This window comes from Acinetobacter sp. USHLN143, assembly GCF_037145695.1.
Lineage (GTDB): Bacteria > Pseudomonadota > Gammaproteobacteria > Pseudomonadales > Moraxellaceae > Acinetobacter > Acinetobacter fasciculus.
In genome coordinates this window covers 1-222 of the sequence record NZ_JBBCWZ010000340.1, presented here as the reverse complement: position 1 = coordinate 222, position 222 = coordinate 1, and the positions used below count along the sequence as shown (strand labels likewise).

The following is a 222-nucleotide window of genomic DNA, read 5'->3' as shown; positions in this document are numbered from 1 at the left end:
GCCGTATGATGCGTGATTTATTGAATCGTCAAGGACATCATATAGGACGACGTCATACACGTACTTTAATGAAGAAAATGGGCATTAATGCGTTATATCGTAAACCAAATCGGTGGTGTTTCAAAAAGTATGCTGAAAAAAACAATATGGCTTTTGATAAAATAGAGGTATGAAAATAACGCTACAAATCAAATGTCCTACCTGTCTAAGTAACAATATAAA

The 222-nt window shown here is 33.8% G+C and carries 1 pseudogene; it reads left to right on the top strand.

Annotated elements, in window-relative coordinates:
• Positions 1-110: pseudogene (locus tag WFH18_RS18300) on the top strand (IS3 family transposase); the annotation flags it as partial.
• Between the last annotated feature and the right edge of the window lie 112 nt (positions 111-222).